16 protein-coding genes are annotated in these 16,724 nt (G+C 71.8%); 8 read left to right on the top strand and 8 right to left on the bottom strand.

Translation table 11 applies throughout. The features are described from left to right. The first annotated feature begins 112 nt into the window (after nucleotides 1-112). The 3 genes from DVS28_RS04625 (at nucleotide 113) to DVS28_RS04615 (ending at nucleotide 4,545) form a co-directional block, all read left to right on the top strand. Nucleotides 113-1,411 carry a magnesium transporter gene (locus tag DVS28_RS04625; RefSeq protein WP_114590419.1) on the top strand — a complete coding sequence of 433 codons (1,299 nt, stop codon included), beginning with the start codon at nucleotides 113-115 and terminating at the stop codon, nucleotides 1,409-1,411. Next, the gene (locus DVS28_RS04620; protein WP_114590418.1) at nucleotides 1,412-2,635 is read left to right on the top strand and encodes a potassium channel family protein; all 1,224 of its coding nucleotides are present in this window, start codon (nucleotides 1,412-1,414) and stop codon (nucleotides 2,633-2,635) included. A 299-nt stretch (nucleotides 2,636-2,934) separates the two neighbouring features. Further along, nucleotides 2,935-4,545 (top strand): GGDEF domain-containing protein, encoded by a 1,611-nt coding sequence (locus tag DVS28_RS04615; RefSeq protein WP_216826393.1) that lies wholly within the window; start codon nucleotides 2,935-2,937, stop codon nucleotides 4,543-4,545. A 214-nt stretch (nucleotides 4,546-4,759) separates the two neighbouring features. Here DVS28_RS04615 and DVS28_RS04610 read toward each other — a convergent pair whose 3' ends face one another. Further along, on the bottom strand, nucleotides 4,760-5,914 hold the full coding sequence (locus DVS28_RS04610; protein WP_114590416.1) for an acyl-CoA dehydrogenase family protein: 1,155 nt from the start codon (nucleotides 5,912-5,914) through the stop codon (nucleotides 4,760-4,762). Nucleotides 5,915-6,003: 89 nt separating this feature from the next. Between DVS28_RS04610 and DVS28_RS04605 the strand changes: the two genes are divergently transcribed. Beyond that, nucleotides 6,004-6,825: a DUF3105 domain-containing protein gene (locus tag DVS28_RS04605; RefSeq protein WP_114590415.1), complete on the top strand. Its 822-nt coding sequence runs from the start codon at nucleotides 6,004-6,006 to the stop codon at nucleotides 6,823-6,825. Nucleotides 6,826-6,855: 30 nt separating this feature from the next. Here DVS28_RS04605 and DVS28_RS28135 read toward each other — a convergent pair whose 3' ends face one another. The 4 genes from DVS28_RS28135 to DVS28_RS04590 form a co-directional block, all read right to left on the bottom strand. Beyond that, nucleotides 6,856-7,029: a hypothetical protein gene (locus DVS28_RS28135; RefSeq protein ID WP_164709924.1), complete on the bottom strand. Its 174-nt coding sequence runs from the start codon at nucleotides 7,027-7,029 to the stop codon at nucleotides 6,856-6,858. 274 nt (nucleotides 7,030-7,303) lie between these two features. After that, complete coding sequence (locus tag DVS28_RS04600) at nucleotides 7,304-8,236, bottom strand: hydroxymethylglutaryl-CoA lyase (protein WP_114590414.1); 933 nt, start codon at nucleotides 8,234-8,236, stop codon at nucleotides 7,304-7,306. Next, entirely contained in the window at nucleotides 8,233-10,236 is a 2,004-nt protein-coding gene (locus DVS28_RS04595) for an acetyl/propionyl/methylcrotonyl-CoA carboxylase subunit alpha (RefSeq protein ID WP_114590413.1), read from the bottom strand. The genes DVS28_RS04600 and DVS28_RS04595 overlap by 4 nt, the downstream gene beginning before the upstream one ends. Before the next feature lie 4 nt (nucleotides 10,237-10,240). Continuing rightward, a complete protein-coding gene (locus DVS28_RS04590) occupies nucleotides 10,241-11,053 on the bottom strand; it encodes an enoyl-CoA hydratase-related protein (protein WP_216826392.1) in 813 nt (270 codons plus the stop codon). Nucleotides 11,054-11,111: 58 nt separating this feature from the next. On the opposite strand from DVS28_RS04590, the gene DVS28_RS04585 reads away from it, so the two are divergent. Beyond that, entirely contained in the window at nucleotides 11,112-11,501 is a 390-nt protein-coding gene (locus tag DVS28_RS04585; protein WP_114590412.1) for a hypothetical protein, read from the top strand. A 12-nt stretch (nucleotides 11,502-11,513) separates the two neighbouring features. Here DVS28_RS04585 and DVS28_RS04580 read toward each other — a convergent pair whose 3' ends face one another. Then, the gene (locus DVS28_RS04580) at nucleotides 11,514-13,166 is read right to left on the bottom strand and encodes a carboxyl transferase domain-containing protein (RefSeq protein ID WP_114590411.1); all 1,653 of its coding nucleotides are present in this window, start codon (nucleotides 13,164-13,166) and stop codon (nucleotides 11,514-11,516) included. Then, on the bottom strand, nucleotides 13,127-13,285 hold the full coding sequence (locus DVS28_RS28130) for a hypothetical protein (protein ID WP_164709923.1): 159 nt from the start codon (nucleotides 13,283-13,285) through the stop codon (nucleotides 13,127-13,129). The genes DVS28_RS04580 and DVS28_RS28130 overlap by 40 nt, the downstream gene beginning before the upstream one ends. Before the next feature lie 252 nt (nucleotides 13,286-13,537). Here DVS28_RS28130 and DVS28_RS04575 point away from each other — a divergent pair, with 252 nt between their 5' ends. Both DVS28_RS04575 and DVS28_RS04570 read left to right on the top strand, forming a co-directional pair. Next, entirely contained in the window at nucleotides 13,538-14,143 is a 606-nt protein-coding gene (locus DVS28_RS04575) for a hypothetical protein (RefSeq protein WP_164709922.1), read from the top strand. Beyond that, nucleotides 14,140-15,018: an LCP family protein gene (locus tag DVS28_RS04570; RefSeq protein ID WP_114590409.1), complete on the top strand. Its 879-nt coding sequence runs from the start codon at nucleotides 14,140-14,142 to the stop codon at nucleotides 15,016-15,018. Before DVS28_RS04575 ends, DVS28_RS04570 begins: the two co-directional genes overlap by 4 nt. A 39-nt stretch (nucleotides 15,019-15,057) precedes the next feature. Here DVS28_RS04570 and DVS28_RS04565 read toward each other — a convergent pair whose 3' ends face one another. Beyond that, nucleotides 15,058-15,831 (bottom strand): biotin--[acetyl-CoA-carboxylase] ligase, encoded by a 774-nt coding sequence (locus DVS28_RS04565; protein WP_114590408.1) that lies wholly within the window; start codon nucleotides 15,829-15,831, stop codon nucleotides 15,058-15,060. Nucleotides 15,832-15,914: 83 nt separating this feature from the next. On the opposite strand from DVS28_RS04565, the gene DVS28_RS04560 reads away from it, so the two are divergent. Continuing rightward, nucleotides 15,915-16,667, top strand: a complete 753-nt coding sequence (locus DVS28_RS04560; RefSeq protein ID WP_114590407.1) for a MerR family transcriptional regulator — start codon at nucleotides 15,915-15,917, stop codon at nucleotides 16,665-16,667. Nucleotides 16,668-16,724 lie beyond the last annotated feature (57 nt).

Genomic DNA, 16,724 nt, shown 5'->3' with positions numbered 1-16,724 from the left:
TTGAGTTCTTTTTCGAGAACTGCTGCCCAGTGGCCGGCAGGACCCGACGGGAAGCGCGTTCCCCCGCCCGGCGTCACCGTCCCGTCAGCAGGCGCCCGTAGACTCCCGCCGCGTGTCACCCCGTCCGCTCTCCCGTGCTGTCGCTGCCTTCCTGGCCGGCGTCCGTGCGTTGGTGGACGTCCTCCGGCGACGCGCCCGCTTCCCCGTCCTGACCGAGGTCCTCCAGCACTGGCTCCACGAGCAGCGGACGATCCGTCAGGGGGTGCTCGCCCTCTCCATCGGCATCGGCATCACCCTGATGGCCGGCATCGTCCTCGGGGCCATGGACCAGCTGCTGGAGGAGCTGCCGGGCCTGCTGGTCCTGGCGCCGGCCGCGATCGGGATGCGGGGGGCCATCTTCGGCGCGCTGGGGGCCCGCCTCGGCACCGGCATGCTGACCGGTCAGCTCGACGGGTCGATCGCCCGCCGATCCTTCCTCGGGCAGAACGTCGAGGCCGCCGTCGTGCTGAGCATCGTCACCGGCGTGGTCCTTGCCGCAGCCGCACGGCTGATGGGGCTGGTGGTCGGCTTCGAGACGATCTCGTTCACCGACCTCGTGCTCGTGTCGATGGTGGGCGCCGTCCTGTCGTCGTTGGCCACGCTGGGCGTCGTGCTCGCCCTGACCCGGTTCGCGGAACGACAGAGCTGGGACATGGACGCCATCGGCACCCCGATCGTGTCCGCCGCCGCCGACATCACCACCCTTCCGGCGCTCATCGTCGGCACGCTGACGCTCGGCAACGACACCGTCAGCGGGGTGCTCGGGTGGTCGCTGGTCGTCCTGGCCCTCGCCGCCGCCGTGCTCGGGCTTCGCTCCTCGGCCGACACCGTGCGACGGGTCACACGGGAGAGCCTGCCGATCCTGCTGTACACCGCCGCGATGGGCATCCTCGCCGGGTCGGTGCTCGAGGCCCGCAAGGAGACGCTGATCACCAGCGTCGCGCTGCTCGTGGCCGTGCCCCCCTTCATCGCCAGCTCCGGCGCGATCGGCGGGATCCTCTCCGCCCGGCTGTCCAGCCAGCTGCACCTCGGCCTGCTGGACCCCACGGCGATCCCCAAGCGGCCGGCCTGGCTCGAGGGCACGCTGACCGTGCTGTTCGCGACCGTCGGGTACCTCGCGGTCGGCCTGCTGACCGCCGCCGCAGCCGGGCTGCTCGGCTACGGCGGACCGGGCGTCGTCCGCCTCATCGGCGTGACCATCACCGCCGGCCTGCTGGCGGTCCTCATGATCTTCGCCGTGGGCTACTACGCGGCGACCGCCTCGTTCAGGTTCGGCCTGGATCCCGACAACGTCGGTATCCCGCTCGTGACCTCGACCATGGACTTCGTTGGCATCCTCTGCCTGACTGTTGGGATAGTGGTGATCCTCTAGATGCGCCGAACCGTCAAAGACCTGCTGAGCGCGGGCAAGGACGCGACCGAGCTGATGCTCGACCTCGCGTTCGCCTCCGTGTTCCTGGACGAGGAGAAGCTGGCTCGCGAAGTGCTCCGGCTGGAGGACCGCATGGGGGAAGCGGTCCGCGAGCTCCGGATCATGTGCATGCTCGCCAGCCGGTCCCCGGAGGACGCCCAGCAGCTCGCCGGGGTGCTCGCGCTGGTCAACGCCATGGAGGCGATCGCCGACGCCGCGGAGGACGTTGCCCGCGTCCAGCTGCGCAACCTCGGTGTGCCCCCGGCGCTCCGGGACGACCTGCGCTACGCCGACGAGGTGACCGCGCGCGTCAAGATCCGCAAGGGCTCGGAGATGATCGGCGCCACGCTTCGCGACCTCGCCCTACCGGCCCGGACCGGCATGTGGGTGATCGCGGTCCGGCGGGAGGTGGAGTACGAGCACGGTCCGGACGCCGGCATGACGCTCCTGCGGGGGGACGTCCTGTTCATGCAGGGTCCGGCGGAGGGCGTGGACCTGATGCGCGAGCTGGCCGGCGGCAAACCGCTCGGCCTGCACAAGCCCGTCGCGGGGGGCCGCCTGACCGACCTCGACCGGGCGGTGGACATCCTCGTGGAGATGAAGAACGCCGCGGAGGCCGCCGTCGGGCTGGCCTACTCCGCGGTCCTGTTCGACGACACGGGCCTGGCCAGCGAGGTGTCGGGCATCGAGGACCGCTGCGACGCGCTGTACCACCAGCTGCAGCACTGGGTCCTGCGCGCGGCGCGGGAGCTGACCGACGACGACGAGCTGGACGACCTGCGGGCGCTGCTGCAGATCGGGCTGTCCGCGGAGGCCATCGCCGACGCCGCCCAGGAGATGACCCGCCTGGCGGAGTCCCCGGAGGAGACCCACCCGGTCATCCGCGCGGCGCTGAGCGACACCGAGGAGCAGATCAACGATGCGATCGTGCAGGACGGATCGCCGATGGTCGGCCGGACGCTGCGGGACCTGAAGCTCCGCACGGCAACCGGCGCCGACGTGCTGGCCCTGCAGCGGGCCGGCCGGTGGGTAAACAAGCCCAGGGCCAGCCGGGCGGTCGAAGCAGGTGACCGGTTGGTCGTGCTGGCCCCCGAGGAGGGCCTGGCCCGGCTCCGCGAGTGGGCCGGCGACACCCGAGCGATGGACGAGGCCCCGACCGCCCCGACAGATCGTCCGCGTCGCTGACCGACACGGGGACAACCTGACCACGGATCACCCTGTGTGACGGACCGTGCGACCCAAGTGCGTGCTGGGTTGGAGGATCGGTGCCGTCATCGGCGAACATGATCCACAGCAAGGCATCCCGTCCGATCGACGGTCGATGCCGTCTCCGACCCACGGGCTACCTGCCCGGTCGATTTCAAGAGGCCGACCGTGGCACCCAAGCGGTCGGCCTCTTTCGTTCCCACGCAGCGAACGATCTCGGGCACGAAGGCCCACCCTCGCGCCTCGGTCGGGCTACCGTGGACCTCCTCAAGAGCCCCATGTCGACCGAACCTGCTGCCCCCGCCGTCACCGCGATGCCCGTGTCTCCGCACGAGGCGGCCAGCCGTGCGCTGACGCTGGTGCAGCTCGGCCGGTCGGAGGAAGCCATCGCGATCGTCGAGGACGTCCTCGGCCAGTCCGACATCCCGCTGCCGGACAAACCCGGCCTGCGCTATGCCGCCGCGGTGGCGCACCACTCGCTCGGCAACCACGAGCAACAGATCCTGGCGGCCGATGCCTGTCTGGCGGCCGCACGCCGGTTGGAGGAGCCGGGGTGGATGGCCAACGCACGCTGCCTGCGCGCGATGGCGGAGATCCGCACGGATCGGGTCGACGCCGCCCTGCGGGACCTCGCCAGGGCCGAGTACGACCTGTCGCAGACCACCGAACGGGGGCTCACCAGCTGGGCCCACAACGGGTTGGGCTACTGCTACCTGGAGCTGCGGCTGTACGAGCTGGCCATCCCCCACCTCGAGCAGGCCACGCCGGGCGACGACCCCGTTGACGCGCCGGGGGCGCCCGTGATCCACCTGCTGAACCTGGCCGAGGTGTACCAGCGCTGGGCCGACGAGATCGAGCGAGCCGCACCCGAGGAGGCCGATGGCGAGGACGTCCGGCGACACCGCGACACGAGCAACGGCTACGCCCGTCGAGCGGTGGGAGCGGCCCGCAAGCTGGGCAACCCCAACCTCCTCGCGGCGGCGCGAGCCGTCGAGCTCGTGACACGACCACCCGCGTTGGCCGACGACTCCGTGGAGGAGCTGCGCAGCGTGTGGGCGGACCCCAGCCACACCGAGCACATCGGCGGGCGACCCACCGTCGGCAGCGCCCTGGCGCGAGCGCTGTGGCGCACCGGCCGTCGGGACGAAGCCCTGGAAGTGGCCCAGGAGGCCGCTCGGATGTCCGAACGGACCGCTGACTGGCAGATCACCGCCAACGCCCGCTGGTTGCTCACCGAGATGACCCACGAGTCGGGCATCGAGGGTGCCGCCGCGGGCCGGGACTACGGCCTGACCCTGTCACGTGTGCTGTGGCGACAGCGCCTGGCCACGCTGCACGGCGCCCTGTCGGCCCGACAGGTCGAGACGATGCAGCACGAGATGGACCGGGCGCAGCAGGCGGCCACCTCCGATCCGTTGACCGGCGTCGCCAACCGTCGTGCGCTGGAGGCGATGCTCGCCGCCATCGGCAGCACCACGCAGGACGGGCCGACCAGCATGCTGCTCATCGACCTCGACGGCTTCAAGCGCGTCAACGACGAGCACGGGCATCACGTCGGCGACGAGGTCCTGCGTGCGGTTGCGACGGCGATCGCCGAGACCGCGCGGCGCGAGGACCTCGTGGTGCGCTTCGGGGGTGACGAGTTCGTCGTGGTGGCCGCCGACACCGACGCAACCTCCGCCTCGATCCTCGCCGAGCGGGTCCGCATCGCCGTCTCCGACGTGCGGGTCCCCATCGATGACGAGGGCAGCCCGACCGTGGGCGTGACGGCCAGCGTCGGCACCCGCACGACCGGACCGGACCTGACGGTCGAGGACCTGGTGGCGGCCGCCGACCGCGCCATGTACGCCGTCAAGCAGGACCGCGCCGCCAGCGACAGCATCACCTAGCCCCGCGGCAGGCCCTGTCTGCCCAAGGGGGCTCCGCCCCCTTTCGAACCCCCGCCGCGGCGCCTCCGGGCCTCGCGAGAGCTCGTCCCTCGCCAGCTCGGATCCTCAGCCCCGCGGCAGACCCTGTCTGCCCAAGGGGGCTCCGCCCCCTTTCGAACCCCCGCCGCGGCGCCTCCGGGCCTCGCGAGGGCTCGTCCCTCGCCGGCTCGGATCCTCAGCCCCGCGGCAGACCGAGCGCCCGGGCGATGAGCATGCGCTGCACCTCGCTGGTGCCCTCGCCGATCTCCAGGATCTTGGCGTCCTGGTAGAAGCGGCCGACGGGGTACTCGGTGGTGAAGCCGTAGCCGCCGAAGATCTGGCAGGCCTCACGGGCTGCGGTGACGGCGTACTCGGTGGACATCAGCTTGGCGATGGACGCCTGCTTCTTGAACGGCTTGCCCTCCTGGAGCAGCCACGCGGCGTAGTAGTACTGGTTGCGTGCCACCTCGGCCATGGCCTCGAGGTCGGCGATCTTGAACGCCACCGCCTGGTAGCTGCCGATCGGCTTGCCGAAGGCCTCGCGCTCGTGGGCGTAGCGAACGCACTCGTCGACGCAGCCCTGGATCAACCCGACCGCGAGCGCGGAGATGGCGATGCGGCCCTCGTCGAGGATGTTGAGGAAGTTGGCGAACCCGCGCCCCGTCTCGCCGAGCTGGTTCTCCGCCGGGATCCGGACGTCCTCGAAGTACAGGTCACGGGTGTCGGACGCGTGCCAACCGACCTTCCGGTAGCCGTTGCCGACCGTGTACCCCGGCGTGCCCGTCGGGACGACGAAGTTGGTGACCTCCCGCGGGTCGTCGTTGGTGACCGCGGTGATGGTCACGAACTCCGAGATGTCGGTCCCGGCGTTGGTGATGAACTGCTTGGAGCCGTTGATGACCCAGTGGTCGCCGTCACGGCGGGCGGTCGTGCGCAGGCCGCCGGCGTCGGACCCGCCGCCCGGCTCGGTCAGCCCGAACCCGGCCAGCTTCTTGCCCTCGGCCAGCTGCGGCAGCAGCTCCTTGCGCTGCTGCTCGGTGCCGAACTTGTAGATCGGCTGGGCACCCAGCCCCACGCCGGCCTCCAGGGTGATGCCGACGGACTGGTCGACGCGGCCCAGCTCCTCGATGGCGAGGCACAGCGACAGGTAGTCCCCGCCCGACCCGCCGTACTCCTCGGGGAAGGGCAGGCCGAACAGTCCCATGTCACCCATCTGGCGAACCAGGTCGGTGGGGAACTCGCCCTTGGCGTTCATCTCCTCCGCACGTGGGGCGACCTCGTTGACCGCGAATGCGCGGACGAGGTCCTTGAGGTCCTGCTGCTCGTCGGTGAGCTCGAAAGAGATTGCCATGGCTCGGGGGCTCCAGTCGGTCCGTGGGGCAGGCCCGCAGTGTACGGCCGCCCATCTCGTGCCGGGGTCGCCCGGTTAGCCTGCGGGGGATGTCGTTTCCCCAGCCGCCCGAGGGCCCGCGTTGGTCCGGTCCGCCGCCGGCCGGTCCACCCCCGACCGGGCCGCCGCCGACCCAGCCGCCCACCGGCCCGCCACCGGCGTGGCCCGCAGCTGCGCCTCCTCCCCCGCCATCGGGGGGCGTGCCCCGCTGGTTGTGGGTCTACGGCGCCGTCGTCGCGATCGTCCTGATCAGCCTCGGCGGCTGGCTGCTGCTGGAGCTCCGCGACCCGGCCCCGCCGGCCGTTTCTTCCTCCGCGGAACTGGCCGAGGCCGGCTGCACGGCCGACACCAGGCAGCCCGACCTCGGCGGCGGCCACCTGGGACCCGAGGAGATGGTGAACAGCGCCCCCTCGCTGATCTACCCCGACCAGCCCCCGTCGTCGGGGCCCCATGTCGGCCAGGTCGTCAGCTCGGGGGTCTTCGACGTGGTGATCGACCCACGCATCACCACCCACAACCTGGAGCACGGCTACGTCGTGATCTGGTACGACGTCGACACCTCCCCCGCGGACCTCGCTGCCCTGCGGGCCTGGGCCGACGCCGGGCTGACCAGCGACCACCCCAAGCTGGTCGTCGCCGAGTACCCGATCCGCCTGCCGAACGAGGCCGACGTCGTGCTGACGGCGTGGTTCCAGCGCCAGGCCTGCGACGGGTTCGACGCGGCCACGGCAGACGCGTTCCTGCGCGCCCACTACGACACCTTCGGCGATGCGCCCGAACGCGGGCTGCCCCCGCACGTGTCCAGCGGGAACGGCGTGCTCGACCCCGCCGGACAGGACCTCCTGCTGCCGCCCCTGGACGACGTCAACTGACGCGCCGCAGCCGGCCCCAGCCGGCCGCGCCTACTTCCGGTCGGCGATCTTCAGCGCCATGCCGACGACGGCCAGGACGAGGACCGCGCCGACGATCCACTTGAGGATGCCGACGATGGTCGTGATGACCAGGTAGCCCAGGAACAGGACAACGGCCAGGAACAGCAGGCCGCCGCCCATGCCGGCACCACGGGGTTCGCTCATGTCCCCCACACTAGTGGACCGCCCCGGCCACACCACCGAGTGGACGCGGCACCAGAACGGTCGCACCAGAAAGGCGCCCCTGTCGGGGAACAGAGGCGCCCCAAGGGTTCACGACGCCGTCGACCAAGGGGGAACCAAGCCGACAGCAGAGCCCTCTGGAAGGTGCGACGACGGGGCAGTCCTCCCTGTCGCTGCGTGACCAACCCTACCCCAGCACGAGGTGAACCGAAAGCAATTCACTCCCCTTGCACCCAGGGTGAGCGAGGGGTGACGTTCAGCCCGCGAGCGCGCGCACCACACGCGACGGGGACGGTCGTCCGAGGTGCCCAGCCATCCAGGTGCTGGTGTCCACCAGCGCCGCCAGGTCCACCCCGGTGTGCACCCCCAACCCGTCGAGCATCCACACGAGGTCCTCGGTCGCCAGGTTGCCGGTGGCCGACTCGGCGTAGGGGCAGCCGCCCAGGCCACCGGTGGAGGCATCGACCACGGTGACGCCCTCCTCCAGCGCCACGACCGTGTTGGCCAGCGCCTGCCCGTAGGTGTCGTGGAAGTGCACGGCGATGCGGTCCATGCCGACGCCCGCGTCGGCGAAGGCCCGGAGGACGGCCCGGACGTGGCCGGCGGTGGCCACGCCGATGGTGTCACCGAGGGAGAGCTGGTGGCAGCCGAGGTCCAGGAGCCGGCGGCCGACGGTGACCACCTGTGCCGGGTCGACGTCGCCCTCCCACTGGTCACCGAAGACCATGGAGAGGTAGCCGCGGACGCGCATCCCCTCCGCCTGCGCTCGGGCCATGACCGGCTCGAACATCTCGAACTGCGATTCCAGCCCGCGGTTGAGGTTCTTCTGGGCGAACGCCTCGGTGGCGCTTGCGAACACCGCGATGTCGGTCACCCCGCACTCGATGGCGCGGTCCATTCCGCGGTCGTTGGGAACCAGCACGGGGAAGGCGACCCCCTCGGCCCGGGTGATGCCGGCCAGCACCTCCGCGGCGTCGGCGAGCTGCGGCACCCACTTGGGGTGCACGAACGAGGTGGCCTCCACGATGGTGTGGCCCGCAGCGACCAACCGGTCGATGAACGCGGTCTTGACGGCCGCGGGCACGACGGTTGCCTCGTTCTGCAGTCCGTCGCGGGGGCCGACCTCCCAGATGGTGACCCGGTCGGGCAGCGCACCGGTCGGGTCGGGCAGGACCTGGGGCCGCCTCACGACGCGGCGTCCTCGGCGGTGCCGTCCTCGGCTGGCTCGACCCGCACGAGCGGGTCCTCCATGCCGACCTGGCTACCGGCCTGCACGTGGACCTCGGCGACGACGCCGTCGAACGGGGCCGTCAGCGGATGCTCCATCTTCATGGCCTCCACCACCACCAGGGTCTGGCCGGCCGTGACCGCCTGGCCGACCGAGGCGCTGACCGCAGCCACCGAACCGGGCATCGGCGCGACGAGGGTTCCGCTGGCACCGCCGGGGCCGGCCCCACGGTTGGCGGCGAGCAGGTCCTCCTCGCTGATCAGCCACGCCCGGCCGTCGGCGCCGATCCAGGCGCGGTCCTCGGCAAGGTCCACCGTCCAGGTCCAGCGGCCGCTGGGCAGGTCGACCCGGAGGCGGTCCCCGACCAGCGAGACCGCGGCGGGCCAGACCTCGCCGTCGCCGACGACGACCTCGGGACCGTCGCGGCTGATCCGGACCTTGACCTCCACGGCCTCGGTGCCGGGCGCCCGCAGCCGCCAGCGGGTCCAGCCCGCCTCGCCGAGTCGCCAGCCGCCGGGCAGGTCGAAGGGGTCGACGACGCCGGACAGGCCGCTCTCGCGGATGGCGATCGTCGCCAGGCCGACGGCGGCGTAGACCTCGTCGGGCACCGTGGCGTCGGTCAGGGCGTCGCCACGGTCGGCGATCAGGCCGGTGTGCATGTCGCCGGACCGCACGTCGGCGTCGGCCAGCAGGGCACGCAGGAAGGTGATGTTGGAGGGGAAGCCGAACAGCGTCGTGTCGGCCAGTCCGCGGTCGAGGCGGGCCAGCGCCTCGGCCCGGTCCTCCCCGACCGCGATGACCTTGGCCACCATCGGGTCGTAGTCGGAGGTCACGACGGCGCCGCGACCGACGCCGGAGTCCACCCTGACCCCCGCGGGGGTGTCGAACCGGACGACCCGCCCACCGGTCGGCAGGAAGCCCGAGGACGGGTCCTCGGCGTAGACGCGGGCCTCGACGGCGTGGCCGTGCGGCACCAGGTCGTCCTGGCCGAACGACAGCGGCTCTCCGGCAGCGATGTGCACCTGCTCGGCGACCAGGTCGAGGCCGTAGACCTCCTCGGTGACGGGGTGCTCGACCTGCAGGCGGGTGTTCATCTCGAGGAAGAAGAACTCCTCGGCGGCCGCGTCGGTGATGAACTCCACGGTGCCGGCGCCGACGTAGCCGACCCGTTCGGCGATGGCCACGGCGGCCTCGCCCATGGCCCGGCGGGTCTCGGGGGTCAGCGCCGGTGAGGGGCACTCCTCGATGACCTTCTGGTGGCGGCGCTGCAGGGAGCACTCGCGCTCGCCGACCCACAAGGTGGTTCCGTGGGTGTCGGCGAGGACCTGGATCTCGATGTGGCGAGGACGTTCGACGAACCGCTCCAGCATCAGCGTGTCGTCGCCGAAGCCGCCCTTCGCCTCGCGCCGTGCGGCGGTGATCGCCTCCTGCAGGGTCGCGGGGTCACGGACGACCCGCATGCCCTTGCCGCCACCGCCGGCGGACGCCTTCACCATCAGCGGGTAGCCGACCCCCTCGGCCTCGGCGATCAGCTCGTCGTCGGACATGCCGGGACGGTGCACACCGGGCACGACAGGCGCTCCGGCCTCGATCGCCAGGTCCTTGGCGCTGATCTTGTCGCCCATCGCCTCGATGGCGCCCAGCGGCGGGCCGATGAAGGTGATGCCGGCCTCGTCGAGCGCCCGGGCGAACCCGGCGTTCTCCGACAGGAAGCCGTAGCCGGGGTGGACGGCCTGTGCGCCCGTGCGGCGGGCAGCCTCGACGATCAGCTCGGGGCGGAGGTAGGACTCGCTGGCCGCTGCCGGGCCCAGCCGGACGGCGACGTCGGCCATGCGGGTGTGCATCGCCTCGGCGTCGGCGTCGGAGTAGACGGCGACGGCACGGATGCCCATCGCGTGCAGGCTGCGGATGACACGGACGGCGATCTCGCCACGGTTGGCGACAAGGACGGTGTGGAACACGCTGCTACTTCTCCTCTGACTGCGGAACCCAGCTGGCCGGACGCTTCTCGAAGAAGGCGGCGATGCCCTCCTGCCCCTCCGCCGACACGCGCAGCTCGGCGATGATGCCGGGCGTGCGCTCGCTCGCCAGGTCGAGGTCGTCCAGCGCCAGGTCGGGAAGGGTCTTGGCGACGGCAACAGCCCGTGGGCCGGCCTTCAGGCACCGGCGGACGGTGTCGGCCACGGCCACGTCGAGGGCGTCGACGTCGTCGACCAGCTGGTGGACCAAGCCGATGCGGTGGGCGTGCTCGGCATCGAACAGCTCACCGGTGACGAACAGCGCACGGGCGTGGGAGACCCCGATCTTGCGGACCACGTAGGGCGAGATGACGGCGGGGGCCAGCCCGAGCACGGCCTCGGTGAGGCCCAGCTTGGCCCCACGGACGGCGACGACGATGTCGCAGACGGCGGTCAAGCCGGTGCCGCCCGCGATGGCGTGGCCGTTGACCCGACCGATCAGCGGCTTGGGCAGGTCCCAGAGGCTGCGGAGCATCCCGTTCATCCGCCGGGAGTCGGCCACGTTCTCCTCGCGGCTCCAGTCCCGCATCGACCCCATCCAGTTGAGGTCGGCCCCGGCGGAGAACACCGGCCCGCCGCCGGTGAGCACGACCACCCGCACGTCGTCGTCGGTCGCGAGGGCCGCCGCAACCGACGACAGCTCACCGATGAGGGTGTCGTTGAAGGCGTTGCGGACCTCGGGTCGGTCCATGGTGATCGTGGCGACGCCGCGGTCGTCGACCTCGACCCGCAGTGTCTCGTGGCTCGTCTGCATGGTCATGGTCGCGGATGGTAGACCGCGACGGGCCGTCTGCTGGTCGGGGCGTAGGATCACGGCGATGGCCGATCTGTTGCTCGTCGTGGTCACGGCGCTGCTGAGCGCCGCGCTGACCGGTGCGGTGCTGTACTGGCTGTGGTCGCGGCGGGTCTTGCCCGAGCTGGAGGCGCAGGCCCGCGCCGTGGCCGAGGAGGTCACGCAGGACGCCATCGTGCGGATGCGGGAGGAGGCGCTGCGGACCGGTGACGACCTGGCCCCCAAGTTCCGCCAGGCCATGCGCGACGGGATCCAGGACGCGGTGTTCGCCCCGCCGACCGAACGCATCGGCCAGACCGCCCGCGGCGTCACCAACGCCGGCGTCAACGTGATGGACGCCGCCTTCCGCCGATTGTTCGGCAGCCCGACCGAGCCCTCGACCGGGTCGGACCGCCCCAATCGCCCCGACCGCTGACCCACCGGACGGCTACATCCGGAAGACGCCGTAGGAGGGGTCGGCGACCGGGGCGTTCGCGCAGGCCGACAGGGCCAGGCCGAGGACCATCCGGGTGTCGGCGGGGTCGATGACGCCGTCGTCCCACAGGCGGGCGGTCGAGTAGTAGGGGTGGCCCTGCGTCTCGTACTGGTCCAGCAGGGGCTGCTTGAAAGCCGCCTCGTCCTCGGCGGACCACTCCTCCCCCTTGGCCTCCGCCCGGTCGCGACGGATCGTCGCGAGGACCGTGGCGGCCTGCTCGCCACCCATCACCGAGATGCGCGCGTTGGGCCACATCCACAGGAACCGGGGTGAGTAGGCGCGGCCCGACATGCCGTAGTTGCCGGCCCCGAACGATCCGCCCACCACGACGGTCAGCTTGGGCACCGACGCCGTCGAGACGGCCGTGACCATCTTGGCCCCGTCCTTGGCGATGCCGCCGGCCTCGTAGTCCTTGCCGACCATGAAGCCGGAGATGTTCTGCAGGAACACGAGCGGCGTCTTGCGCCGGTCGCACAGCTCGATGAAGTGGGCGCCCTTGAGGGCCGACTCGCGGAAGAGGATGCCGTTGTTGGCGACGATGCCGACCGGGTGGCCGTGGATGCGCGCGAAGCCGGTGACCAACGTCGTTCCGTACAGCTGCTTGAACTCCTGGAACCCCGACCCGTCGACGATGCGCGCGATGACCTCGCGGACGTCGTAGGGGGTCTTGGTGTCCGGCGGCACGACGCCGTACAGCTGGGACGGGTCGACCTTGGGTTCGATCGACGCCTCGCGGGTCCACGGCGCCTCGGCCTTCGGCCCGAACGAGGCGACGATCCGACGGACGATCTGCAGGGCGTGCGCATCGTCGTCGGCCAGGTGGTCGGTCACCCCGGAGGTGCGGCTGTGCAGATCGCCGCCGCCGAGCTCCTCGGCGGTCACGACCTCACCGGTGGCGGCCTTCACCAGGGGCGGGCCGCCCAGGAAGATGGTGCCCTGCTCGCGGACGATGACGGTTTCGTCCGACATCGCCGGGACGTAGGCACCACCAGCGGTGCACGAGCCCATCACCGCGGCGATCTGGGGGATCCCACGCTTGGACAGGTTGGCCTGGTTGTAGAAGATCCGGCCGAAGTGCTCGCGGTCGGGGAAGACCTCGTCCTGCTTGGGCAGGAACGCGCCGCCGGAGTCGACGAGGTAGATGCACGGCAGGTTGTTCTCCAGCGCCACCTCCTGGGCGCGCAGGTGCTTCTTGACCGTCATCGGGTAGTACGTGCCGCCCTTGACGGTGGCGTCGTTGGCCACGATCACGCACTCGCGGCCGCTGACCCGACCGACCCCGGTGATGATGCCGGCCGACGGGGCGTCGCCGTCGTACAGCCCGTGCGCGGCCATGGGCGAGAGCTCGAGGAAGGGCGACAGCGGGTCCAGCAGCGCGTCGACCCGATCGCGCGGCAGCATCTTGCCGCGTTCGGTGTGGCGGTCGCGGGCCCGCTCCCCACCGCCGCCACGCACGTTGCGCAGCTGGTCGCGCAGGTCGTCGACCAGGCCGTTGTTGGCCTGTGTCCAGGAGGAGAACTGGTCGCTGGTGGGGTCGGCGCCGGTGCCGAGGGCGGGGTAGGCGGTCACTTCGTCGTGTCCTTGTCGTCGGCTCGGACGGCCCATGTCTGCGTGCACGTCCCGCAGCCCAGCACCGTGACCTCGTCGCTGACGTCCTCGGTCACCCGGGTGGTGTCGGCGCCGCAGGCAGGGCAGGGGGGCAGTGGTTCGTGGATGGCCGCCATGATGGAGCGGAGGCTACCGGCCCCGCGGCGGACGTTCCTCGTCGTGGGACGCGGTTGCCGGTCCCGGTCGCGGCCGGGTGGTGGGCCGAGCGCGCCGCCGAGTGGCACGCTGGAGGACCCGTGCCCTGCCCCTCGACCGCTCGCCCTGCATCGAGCCACCCCCTGCGACGCTCCCGGAGCGGACCACGCCGCGCCCTCGCACTCGTCCTCGTCCTCCTGTTGGGGCTGGCGGCCTGCACCAGCGGGGCGCCCGTGATCGCCGACGGCGAGGCGCTGGCGAAGGTCACGCCGACACCGACGCCCGAGGAGGTCGTGCCGACCACGCCGCCGGTCCCGCAGCCGTTGCCGCAGGGCCCGTCGGTGCAGGTGCGCGTCGACGGCGTGCAGCTGGCGTCGACCAGCAGCGACGGCATCTTCGGCGCGGCGCCCGCCCCGGTCGATCCGGCCGTCGCAGGCCAGTGGGTGACCGCGGCCAGCGACCGGTTGCGCGACTTCGTGAACGCCATGTGGGTCAACACCGACACGATGCTGTCCGACGCGGCGGTCGCCACGCTGCTGGATCCCGCGTCCCTGCCGCCGGAGGCTCGGCAGGGCCTCGGCGTGCTCGACCGGCCCGACGTGCTGGGCGTCACCGACGTGGCCGCCGCCACCACCGTGCAGGTGCAGATGGACACCACCCGGCTGGGCACGGTGACCCTCTTCTGGTCGACCTCGGCGACGCTCGTGCTGACCGGCGTCACCGGCCCGGTGACCCAGACGGGGGTGGCGTCGTTCGTCGAACGCGGCGCCGGACCGGAGCTGGTGGCCCTCGAGGCCGACACGACCTACGGCGGCGACCTGCAGGTGGTGCTGTCGTGAGCCGCCTGCGTCGCCTCCTGGCGGGCGTGCTGCCGCTGGTGCTGGCAGCCGTCCTGTTCGGCACGGTCGGCGCGTTCGCGGTGGCCGGGCTCACCCGTTCGATGACCTTCGGCGCCGGCTACGGCGACGACGACCTGCTGGTCGTGCTGGCCATCGGCAGCGACGGCGGACCGCCACACCGTCCGGGCAACCCCATGGCTGCCCGGGCCGACGGCATCCACCTGCTGGTGGTCGACACCCGGACGACCCGGATGACCGTGGTCGACATCCCGCGCGACTCCGCGATCGGCGGCGGCAAGGTCAACGCCCACCTGGCGTTCGGTGGTCCCGAACGCCTGGAGGCGCAGCTCGAGGCGTGGAGCGGCCTGCCCATCGATTTCTGGGCGTTGGGGTCGTTCTGGTCGCTGGAGCAGGTGGCCACCGGTCTCGGTGGGCTTGAGATCGACGTCCAGCAGTCCATGCACGACCCGTTCAGCGGCACCAACCTCGAGCCGGGGTTCCAGCGGGTCGATCCCGGTCAGGTGCTGGCCTTCTCACGGGACCGCAAGAGCCTGGCCAACGGCGACATCGGGCGCAGCCACAACCAGGGCCGGATGATCATCTCGGCCCTGCAGCAGATGCGCACGCAGTCCGGGGGCGAGCTGACCAACGTCCTGGGCATGGTGGAGCTGTTCGAACGCAGCGCCGTGCACAACATCCCGCCCTCGGAGGTCCTCCCCCTGGCACTGCTGGCCCTGCGCATCCCGCCGGAGCACATCGAGCAGGTCACGATCTCGGGCCCGTTCGGCACGATCGGTGGCGGATCGGTCATCCGCCCCCAGCCGGGCGACCTGTTCACGCGCCTGCTGGCCGGGCAGGTCGGGCCGCCCCAGTAGGGCCCGACGCACGGACCGTTCGGGCTCGCCGGGCGGACCTCAGGTGGAGGGGCGGAGGTGCTCCACGTCCCCGGCGGACACCACGACCTCGGTGCCGTCGTCGCGACGGACCCGCAGGTGGCCTTCGTGGGTCAACCCCACGGCTCGGCCGGTCACCGTCGAGGGGCCGTGCACGACGACGTCGGTGCCCAGGGTGGCGCAGCGGCTGACGTAGGCCGGCACGATCGCCTCGGGGTCGGTCTCGGCGAGGTCGACCCACCGACCGAGCGCCTCGAGCAGCTCCACCAGCACCGCGGCCCGGTCGACGTCGGCGTCCGTCGCCTCGGCGAGGCTGGTGGCCCGGAGGTCGGCGGGACGATCGACCCCGCGCCAGTCGATGTTGATCCCCATGCCGATCACGACCGCGTCGTTGAGCGCCTCCACGAGGATGCCCGACGTCTTGGTGTCGTCCAGCAGCAGGTCGTTGGGCCACTTGAGCCCGATCCGGTCCGTCCCCACCACCGAGGCGGCGGCGTCGTGCACGGCGAGGCCCGCAACCAGCGGAAGCAGCGGCCATCGGCTGGGCGGCAGCGACGGCCGCAGGAGGACCGACAGGGCCAGGCCCCGGCCGGCGGACTCCGTCCACGACCGTCCGCGGCGTCCTCGCCCGGCGGTCTGCAGGTCGGTCCCGATGACCAGGCCAGCCGGTTCGCCAGCCGCGGCCGCCGCGCTGACGTCGGCGTTGGTCGAGCCGGTCGACTCGTGCCATTCGAGGCGACGAACGACGCCGCTGCCGACGACGCGGTCGATGACGTGCGGTGGGGGGAAGCTCATGGACGCATCGTAGGGACGTCCTGGCCGGCACGGTCGGTCCGCTCTCCGTGGTCGGGCCACGTGCCACCACGAGATGGCACGTGATGCGTACCCTTGGGCGCATGCGGATGCGGATCGACGAGCTCGCCGCGCGGACGGGAGTGACGTCGCGCAACATCCGCGCGTACCGGGAGAAGGGCCTGCTGCCCGCACCCGAGCTCGAGGGCCGCACCGGCTTCTACACCGACGAGCACCTGCAGCGGCTGGACATCATCACCTACCTGCAGGATCGCGGCTTCTCCCTGGAGGCCATCCGCAAGACCCTGGACGCCTGGTCGGCGGGTGGGGACTTCAGCCACCTGCTCACGCTCAAGCAGATCCTCAACTCGCCCTTCCAGACCGAGGAGCCCGAGGTCGTCTCGGTCCCCGAGCTGCTCGTCCGGTTCCCCGAGGCGATGCACGACGCGACCCTGCTGACCCGAGCCATGCGGCTGCGGCTGATCGAGCCCGGGCCGTCCAACCAGCTGCTGATTCCCTCGCCCCTGCTGCTGCAGGCGGGCGTGGAGCTGACGCGGATCGGCGTGCCGCTGGCGGAGGTCCTCGACCTCTTCGAACGCGTCCGCGTCGACCTGTCCGGGGTGGCCGACGCCTTCGTCGGCATCGCCGAACGGTTCCTGGTGCGGCCGGTGGAGCTCGGGACCGACGGGGCGCCATCGCCGTCGGACGCCATCGGTGCGCTGGAGAAGCTGCGCCCGCTGGCGCTGGAGGCGGTCAAGCCGATCCTCATCCGCGAGCTGGTCACCGCCGTCGAGGACGCCGTGGCACGCCTTGCCACGGCCCTCGAACAGCAGGACTGACCAGGCTCCCGCAGCCCTCCCCACGCGCCGCCTGCGGCCCTCCCTACGCGCCGCCTG

Origin of the sequence: Euzebya pacifica (assembly GCF_003344865.1) — a bacterium.
Taxonomy (GTDB): domain Bacteria; phylum Actinomycetota; class Nitriliruptoria; order Euzebyales; family Euzebyaceae; genus Euzebya; species Euzebya pacifica.
The sequence above is the reverse complement of the archived record's forward strand: the minus strand, read 5'-3'. Positions and strand labels throughout refer to the sequence as shown.